This is a genomic window from Kitasatospora sp. NPDC059827, assembly GCF_042731675.1.
GTDB lineage: Bacteria > Actinomycetota > Actinomycetes > Streptomycetales > Streptomycetaceae > Kitasatospora.
This window is the reverse complement of record NZ_JBHWIV010000102.1, coordinates 19703-28459: the sequence shown is the minus strand read 5'-3', so window position 1 is coordinate 28459 and position 8757 is coordinate 19703. Positions and strand designations below refer to the sequence as shown.

Here is an 8757-nt window from a genome sequence, read left to right as displayed (position 1 = left end):
ACCCCCACCCCTTACCTCCGCGGCTGCCTCTCTTTGTTAAACCCCCGCGGGCGCGCGCCCCCCCCCCCGCGGGGGGGGGGCGCCCCCCCCCCCCCGCGACCGGCGGCCCTCCACCCCTCACCCGGGGTGGAGGGCCGCCGCTTCGCTGCGGAGCGACATACCTCAGGAGGTCCGGCGCCCGATCCCGTCCAGCAGCAGGCCCAGGCCCACCTCGAACCCGCGGTCGTCGAGCTCCGTCGCGCCGCCGCCCCGGGCCAGGGAGCCGTCCAGGGCGTCCGCGAGCGCCGGGTACTGCGGCCGGTACGCGGCCGGTTCCCGGGTGAAGCCCGCGGCGAAGGTCTCCATCGCGGAGCCGAGCACCAGGTAGTCCACCGCCGCGGCGACCTCGGCGGCGTCGGCGGGTTCGAGGCCCGCCCGGCCGAGCAGGGCGAGCAGCGCGTCGTAGCCGGTCAGCGCGCTGTCGGCCTCCACCCGCCGGCGGGCCAGCAGGGCGAGGGCGTTCGGGTGCCGCCGGAAGACCGCGCGGTAGCCGCGCGCGTACGCCGCGAGGCCGGACCGCCAGTCGGGGTCGCCCAGCGGCCCGTGGTCGATCTCGTCGTTGACCAGCCCCGAGACGGCGTCGACCAGCGCGTCCTTGCTCGGCACGTGGTTGTAGAGCGACGCCGCCTTGACCCCGAGCCGCTCCGCGAGCGCCCGCATGGTCAGCCCGTCGGGGCCCTTCTCGTCCACCACCTGGAGCGCGGCGCGCGCGATCCCCTCGCGGGTCAGCAGTGCCCTGCTCGGTCGGCCCACCGAAATCCCCTCTTCCGCTCTCCGTGTCCGGGGGCTATCGTGCCAGACCGACAGCAGTTGCTAACAAAGTTAGTTTTATCGAGAGGGCGCAGCCAGTGGCCGAGAACACCCCCACCGTCGCCACCGACGCCGCCGAGACCGCTGCCGCCACCGACTCCGACCGGCTGGCCGCGCTCGGCTACCAGCAGGAGCTGCGGCGCAGCCTGACCGTGCTCGGCAACATCTCCATGGGCTTCGCCGTCGTCTCCCCGGTCGTCGGGCTGTACGCCGCCGTGCAGGTCGGCATGAGCGTCGCGGGCGGCGCCTGGGTCTGGGCCCTGCCGCTGTGCCTGCTCGGGCAGTGCCTGGTCGTGGCCGTCTACGCCGAGCTCGCCTCGCAGTGGCCGCTGGCCGGCGGCGCCTACCAATGGAGCAGACGCCTGTCCAGACCGGCGGTCGCCTGGCTGAGCGGCTGGCTGTGGCAGTTCGCCGTGATGTTCGGCAACACCACCGTCGCCTACCTCGCCTCGCCCTGGCTCTTCGCGCTCTTCGGCACCGTCCCGACCCCCACCGAGCAGGTCCTCGTCGCGGTCGGCTTCATGCTCGGCTGCGCCCTGGTCAACGCCTACGGCATCAACCTGCTGCGCCGGTTCGTCAGCCTGGGCATCGCCGCCGAGGCGATCGCCTCCGTGCTGGTCGGCCTCACCCTGCTGCTGGTCTTCCGGCAGCACGGCTTCTCCCTGCTCACCGACTTCCTCGACGCCCCGAAGGGGTTGGGCATCAGCGACACCGGCGCCCTGCTCGCCGCCGTGGCCGTCGCCGGCTGGGCCTTCATCGGCTTCGACGCCTGTGTGTCCACCGCCGAGGAGACCAAGGACGCCGCCCGGCAGGTGCCCCGGGCGATGTGGTGGTCGCTGCTCAGCGTCGGGCTCGTCGTCGTCCTCAACGCCGTCTCGGTCGAGCTCGCCCACCCGGACCCCGCCGACGTCGTCGCCGTCAAGGACCTCGACCCCGTCACCACCGCCGTCACCCACGCCTTCGGCGGCTGGGCCGACAAGCCCTTCGTCCTCGTCGTCCTGATCAGCTTCACGGCCTGCCTGATGGCCTCCCAGGGCGGCGCCGCCCGCGGCCTCTACTCGCTCGCCCGCGACGACGTCTTCCCGTTCTCCCGGCAGGTCCGCAAGGTCAACCGGCACAAGGCGCCGATCGGCGGCCTGGTCGCCGCCACGGTGGTCAGCGCCGCCGCCCTGCCCCTGGGCCTGAGCACCTCGGCCATCGGCAGCCTGATCACCTTCGGCAGCGCCGCCACCTTCGTGCCGTTCTTCCTGCTCACCGTGGTCGCCCTGACCGCCCGCCTGCGCGGCACCTGGAAGCCCGCCGGGGCCGTCGGCTACGGTCGCCTCGGCACCCCGCTCAACGTCCTCGCGGTGCTGTGGACCGGCTTCGAGGTGGTCAACATCTGCTGGCCGCGCGCCATCCTCGCACCGGCCGGAGCGCCGTGGTACCAGATCTGGGCGGCACCGCTCGGCGTCGGCACCGTCACCCTCGCCGGCCTCGGCTACCTGCTCGCGCGCCGCCCCGACCGCCGGATGCCCGACCCGGGCCAGGACCGCTCGCACAGCGACGAACTCGCCCCCGCCGTCGTGTAGTCGACCCACCCGCTCCACCGGCACGGCGCCCCGACCTTCCACTTCCGACTCTCCGCTTCCGACTCTCCGCTTCCGACCTTCCGCTTCCGACGCAAGACCGAACACCCCTGGAGGAACCCGCATGACCCACCCCTTCGACGTCGTCGAGACGGGCATCGCCGACCTGCGCGCCGCGCTGGAGAAGGGCGAGACCACCTCGGTCGGCCTGCTCGACGCCTACCTCGCCCGGATCGAGGCCTACGACCGGCCCGGCACCGGCACCGCGCTCAACGCGCTCGTCGTGATGAACCCGGAGGCCCGCGCCGAGGCCGAGGCCTCCGACGCCCGCCGCGCCCAGGGCCGCACCCTCGGCCCGCTCGACGGCATCCCGTACACCGCCAAGGACAGCTACCTCGCCAAGGGCCTGACCGCCGCCGCCGGTTCGCCGGCCTTCGAGCACCTCGTCGCCCAGCGCGACGCCTTCGCGATCGAGCGGCTGCGCGCCGCCGGCGCCGTGCTCATCGGCCTGACCAACATGCCGCCGATGGCGAACGGCGGGATGCAGCGCGGCGTCTACGGCCGGGCCGAGAGCCCGTACAGCGCCGACTGGCTGACCAGCGCGTACGGCTCCGGCTCCTCGAACGGCTCGGGCACCGCCACGGCGGCCTCGTTCGGCGCCTTCGGCCTCGGCGAGGAGACCTGGTCCTCGGGCCGGGCGCCCGCCTCGTACAACGCCCTGTGCGCCTACACCCCCAGCCGCGGCGTGATCTCGGTGCGCGGCAACTGGCCGCTGGTGCCGACCATGGACGTCGTGGTCCCGCACACCCGCACCATGGCCGACCTGCTCGAACTGCTCGACGTCGTCGTCGCCGACGACGCGGAGACCCGCGGCGACCTGTGGCGCTCCCAGCCCTGGATCCAGCTTCCCGCGGCCTCCGAGGTCCGCCCCGACTCCTACCCCGCGCTGGCCCCCGCCGACGCGGCGGCGGCCGGCACGACCCTCGCCGGCCGGCGCGTCGGCGTGCCCCGGATGTACATCAACGCCGACCCCGAGGCCGGCACCAACCCCGAGGGCGGCATCGGCGGCCAGACCGGGCAGCGGATCGACACCCGCGCCTCGGTCATCGCCCTCTGGCAGGCCGCCCGCCGTGACCTGGAGGCGGCCGGCGCCGAGGTCGTCGAGGTCGACTTCCCGGTGGTGACCAACTACGAGGCCGACCGCCCCGGCGCGCCCTCGCTGTTCACCCGCGGCCTGGTCGGCCGGGACTACCTCACCGTCGAGATCGAGGACCTGTCCGCCTGGTCCTGGGACGACTTCCTGCGCGCCAACGGGGACCCGGCGCTCGCCACCCTGACCGAGGTCGACGGCAGCCGCATCTTCCCCAAGCACGAGGGCGAACTCCCCGACCGCTACGCCGGTTTCGACGACACCGTCGGCGACTACCCGCGCTTCGTGCGCGAGCGCCCGTACGCCTCCCTCACCGACATCCCGCTGCTGGAGGCGGGCCTGCGCGGCCTGGAGGAGACCCGCCGGGTCGACCTGGAGGTCTGGATGGACGAACTCGGCCTGGACGCCGTGGTCTTCCCCGCCGTCGCCGACGTCGGCCCGGCCGACATGGACGTGGCCGAGGCCTCCGCCGACCTCGGCTGGCGCAACGGCGTCTGGGTCGCCAACGGCAACCTCGTGCCGCGCCACCTCGGCATTCCGACCGTCACCGTGCCGATGGGCACCATGGCCGACATCGGCATGCCGGTGGGGCTCACCTTCGCGGGCCGCGCCTACGACGACACCGCGCTCCTGCGGCTCGCCGCCGCCTTCGAGGCGACCGGGCAGCGCCGCACGGAGCCCTCGCGCACCCCGAGGCTCCCCGCCAACTGACGGACCGGGGCAGCCCGGTCGGGAGCACCACTCCCGGCCGGGCCGCCCGGCTTTCAGCGCCCTCGCTCAGCGGCGCCGGAACAGCCCGCGCCGCTTCGCCGGCGGCGGGGACGGGGACGGGGGCGGGTCGAGGAGCGTCGTGACGGCGTGCAGGAAGGGCCGGGCCTGAGGGGTCATGCCGGTCCGGTGCAGCCGGTGGCGGCCCTCCCCCTCCCACTCGCCCAGCACCGCCCCGCGCTCACCCGTGATCGGGTCGATTCCGTACTCCAGGGTGAAGAACCGCTGCGCCGAGCCGTCGCCCGGCCAGGCCAGCACCACCGCGAAGGCCTCGGTCGCCGCCCGCGGCCTCGGGAGCCCGACCAGGAGCATCCGGTGCTGCCCGACCTGGACGAACCCGCCCTGGAGGCCCTCCGGCGCCACCCGCTGCTCCGCGGGCAGGGTCGCGCCGTACTCCTCCCACAGCCGCAGCAGTTCGGCGTCGATCCGCTCCCCCGGCACCGACCCCAGGTGGGTCAGCGAGGGCAGCAGCCGGTGCGCGAAGCGGTAGTGGTGCGGGCGCGACGCGGGCAGATCCGCCTCGCCTCCGGCCAGCCGGGTGACGGCGGCGATCACCTCGTCCGCGTGCACGAGCTCCAGCAGCCCGCCCTCGGCCACGCCGGTGAGCGGGGTCAGCTTCCCGTCGCGCCACCAGTAGGTGTGCACGGACAGCGGCGCGCCCGACGCGTCGTACTCCCGGGCGGCCGTCTCGATCAGCACCTCCAGCACGCCCGGCACCTGGAGGTCGAACGGCGCGAACAGCAGCCGGAACGGCGTGGGGAAGGCCACCACCGCACCGTCCGGCGGCAGTTCCCGGCCCGTGACCTCGCGGTGGACGGCGTCCAGGGCGAGGACCCGGCTCCCCGTCAGCGCCGAGTTCCCGGTGACGACGTGGAGGGCTCCGCCCTGCCCGGTCGGCAGCACCTCGTGCCGCTCGACGGGCAGCCGGGCGAGCCGCGCCCGCGCGGCCTCCCGCAACCGCGGCACCACGCCCAGTTCGGTGACGGCCTCCGAGGTCAGCACCTGCCAGCCGACGGGCGACTCCAGGGCGAGGAACTCCAGTACCCCCGGGGCGACTTCGAGCGCGTGCGGGTGCCGCGCGGACTCGGACAGCGACGCCGCGTCCAGCAGCAGCGGATAGAGCCGGGCGGTCACCTCCTCCGGCGGACCACCGCCCGCCCCCGGGCCCCGCACGGCGGCGACCAGCTCCCGGACGTGGGCCCGGACCAGCTCCGGCAGCGGGACGTCCGCCCGCCGCCCCACCAGTTCGAGCAGCCCGCCGAGCCCGTAGTCACGCCCGTGGACGTCCCGGGCGACGTCCCCGTGCAGGGTGACCTCCCACCCCGACTCCGCGAACGCCGCCCGCACCAGCGCGGCCAGCTCCGGCCCCAACTCCTGCCGTCCCATCGTCCCCTCCCAACTCCCGCTCCACCCCCGCCCCTTCGGGGACGCCACCGGCCCCCTGCCCGGTTGCCGTGCTCCGGACACGTCCGGCGATTCAATCTCCGAACACCCCGAGACTCCGAATGAACTGATGGATCATCAAGAAGCCCAGGAGATCGACGGTTTGCCCCCGTCCGGGCCGACGCCCCCGTAGGGTGTCGGCATCCTCGGACGGACCAGGGCACGGAGGGGTGGCCGGGTGGAACCTCGGGTCAGGAACGAGATCAGCGGCGGGATCTTCTTCAGCGCGGTGATCCAGGGCGGCACGGTCAACGTGACCCTGCCCCCGACGGTCACCCCGGCGCTGTTCGGGCTGCCCGCCGCCCCGGCCGCGTTCACCGGCCGGGAGGACGACCTCGCGCGGCTGCTGGCGGGCCTGGCCCCTCCGACGGTCCCGACCCCGACCCCGACCCTGACCCTGACCCCGGCTCCGGCTCCGGCTCCGGCCCCCGGAGCGGACCCGGGCCCCGCCACCGCCGTCACCGCGGTGGTGGGGCTCGGCGGGGTCGGCAAGACCGCGCTGGTCCTCCAGGCCGCGACCCGGGCCCTGGCCGACCCCGGCTGGTTCCCCGGCGGGGTGCTGTTCGTCGACCTGTTCGGCTACGACCCCGAACGCAGGGTGCCGCCCGAGCTCGCCCTGGACGGGTTCCTCCGGGCCCTGGGCCTGCCCGAGGTCCACATCCCGCCCGCCCTCCAGGACCGCGCACGCCTGTACCGCAGCGTGCTGACCGCCTTCGCCGAGCAGGGGCGGCGGATCCTCGTCGTCCTCGACAACGCCTCCGGCGCCGGGCAGGTCGAGCCGCTGCTCCCCGCCGACGGCCGCACCGCCGTCCTGGTCACCTCGCGCGACGCCCTCGACCTCGACGCCCGCCGCCACCAGGTCGAACCCCTCGACCCGGCCGCCTCGGTGGCCCTGCTCGACCGGGCGATCCGCACCGCGCGCGGCACCGACGACGCCCGGGTCACCGACTCCCCCGCCGACGCCGCTGCGGTCGCGGAGCTGTGCGCCGGTCTGCCGCTGGCCTTGCGGATCGTCGCCGCGCTGCTCGCCGACTTCCCCGGCCGCCCGCTCTCCTCGGTGCGCGAGGACCTGGAGTCCACCGACGACCGCCTGGACGTCCTGGGCCGCCGGGACCGGGCCGTCCGCGCGGCGTTCAACCTCTCGTACGACCGGCTCGGCGACGAACACGCCCGCACGTTCAGGCTGTTATCCCTCAACCCGGGCCCGGACCTGTCCACCGAGGCCGCCACCCACCTCACCGAGCAGAGCCGGATCCGGACCGAACTCCTGCTCCAGGACCTCGCCCGTGCCCACCTGATCGAGGCCGGCCGGATCTGGGGACGCTGGCGACTGCACGACCTGGTCCGGCTGTACGCCGTCGAACGCGGCCGGTCCCGCGCCGACGCCGACCGGCGCGGAGCCGCCCGGACGAGGCTCTTCGACCACTACGTCACCGGGGCGCGCGAGGCGGACCAGCACTTCGAGGTACCGCCGCGCGAACACCCGGGCCGCTTCCCGCGCCGGACCGACGCGCTGGCCTGGCTCGACGCCGAGCACCGCAACCTCCTCGCCACCGTCCTCACCGCGGCGCCCGACGCACCCGGGACCGCGGTGGCGCTCACCCTGCTGCTCTCCCGCTTCCTCCACCAGCGGCGGCACTTCGACCACATGCTGCTCGTCGCCGAGGCGGCCCGCCCGGTCGGCGTCGCCTCCGGCGACCCCGTCGCCGCGGCGAGAACCCTGAACATGCAGGGCACGGCCCTGCGCGAACTGGGCCGGTACGAGGAGTGCGCCGCCGCCCACCGCCAGGCCGCCGCCGAGCACCGGGCACTCGGCGACGACCGCTTCGAGGCCGCCTCGCTCAGCCTCCTCGGCCTCGCTCTCGACCGGCTGGGCCGCCCCGAGGAGGCCGTCGACATCCACCGCCGGGCCGTCCGCCTCCTCCAGGCCGTCGGGGAACGACGCGACGAGGCCGTGGTCCGCGACAACCTCGGCGCCGCCCTGCAGTCCCTGGACCGCGCCGCGGAGGCCGTCGAGGAGCACCGCCGCGCGGCCGAACTCCACCACGAACTCGCCGACCGCTACGGCGAGGCCGACTCGCTGAACAACCTCGGTGCCGCCCTCCTCGCAGTCGACCGGTGCGACGAGGCCGTCCGGACCCTCCGGCAGGCCGTGGCCGCCAACCACGGCCGGGAGGCCCCCCGCGCCGAGGCCGACGCCCTGCACAACCTCGGCCAGGCGCTCTGGGAGAGCGGCGAGGCCGACGAAGCCGTCGACCACCTGCGCCGGGCCGTCGCCCTCCGGCACGAACTCGGCGACCGGGCAGGCGAGTCCAGCGACCTGCGCACACTCGGCGGCGCCCTGCACGAGGCCGGGCGCCTCCCCGAGGCCGCCGAGGCCCTCGAGCAGTCGGCCGCCGCGGCCGCCGCCGTCGACGACCGCCACGGCGAGGCCGTGGCCCTGCTCCTCCTGGGCGCCACCCTGCCCCACACGCACCGGCCCGAGGAGGCCCTCACCGTCCTGGCCCGCAGCGCCACCACCTTCCGGGAACTCGGCGACCGCCACTCCGAGGCCGGCGCCGACCACAACACCGGGCTGGCCCTCCGGGAACTCGGCCGGCTGGAGGAGGCCGGCGAGGCGTTCAGCCGCGCCGCACTGGCCTTCCACGAACTGGGCGACACCCGGCAGGAGATCGGCTCGGCCACCGCCCTCGCCGAGACCCTGCGCGCGGGCGGGCTGACCGAACGGGCCCTCAGCGTCCGTGACGTGACACTGGAACTCGCCCGGACGCTCGGCGACCGGGGCGCCGAGGCCGCCGTCCTCGCCGAGGCCGCCCTCGACCTCCGGCACGCCGGACGGTACGAGGAGGCGCTGGCGCTCCACGAACTCGCCATCTCCGGCTTCTGGGAGGCCGACGAACCCCGGAAGTCCTACCTGGCGACCCTCGCCCGCGAGGAGACCGTCCGACTGTACGAGGATTCCTAGCCGGGACGGGGAGC

Annotated in this window: 5 protein-coding genes; 3 read left to right on the top strand and 2 right to left on the bottom strand. The window is 75.2% G+C overall.

The annotated features are described in order from the left end of the window. Nucleotides 1-162 precede the first annotated feature (162 nt). Entirely contained in the window at nucleotides 163-792 is a 630-nt protein-coding gene (locus tag ACFV8H_RS36580; RefSeq protein ID WP_380408448.1) for a TetR/AcrR family transcriptional regulator, read from the bottom strand. 95 nt (nucleotides 793-887) lie between these two features. Between ACFV8H_RS36580 and ACFV8H_RS36575 the strand changes: the two genes are divergently transcribed. Then, the gene (locus ACFV8H_RS36575) at nucleotides 888-2420 is read left to right on the top strand and encodes an APC family permease (protein ID WP_380408446.1); all 1533 of its coding nucleotides are present in this window, start codon (nucleotides 888-890) and stop codon (nucleotides 2418-2420) included. A gap of 121 nt (nucleotides 2421-2541) precedes the next feature. Further along, nucleotides 2542-4278: an amidase gene (locus ACFV8H_RS36570; RefSeq protein WP_380408444.1), complete on the top strand. Its 1737-nt coding sequence runs from the start codon at nucleotides 2542-2544 to the stop codon at nucleotides 4276-4278. 66 nt (nucleotides 4279-4344) lie between these two features. On the opposite strand, the gene ACFV8H_RS36565 is transcribed toward ACFV8H_RS36570, so the two are convergent. Beyond that, a complete protein-coding gene (locus ACFV8H_RS36565; protein ID WP_380408442.1) occupies nucleotides 4345-5721 on the bottom strand; it encodes a hypothetical protein in 1377 nt (458 codons plus the stop codon). 235 nt (nucleotides 5722-5956) lie between these two features. Here ACFV8H_RS36565 and ACFV8H_RS36560 point away from each other — a divergent pair, with 235 nt between their 5' ends. Beyond that, nucleotides 5957-8743, top strand: a complete 2787-nt coding sequence (locus ACFV8H_RS36560) for an ATP-binding protein (protein WP_380408440.1) — start codon at nucleotides 5957-5959, stop codon at nucleotides 8741-8743. The last annotated feature ends 14 nt before the right edge of the window (nucleotides 8744-8757 follow it).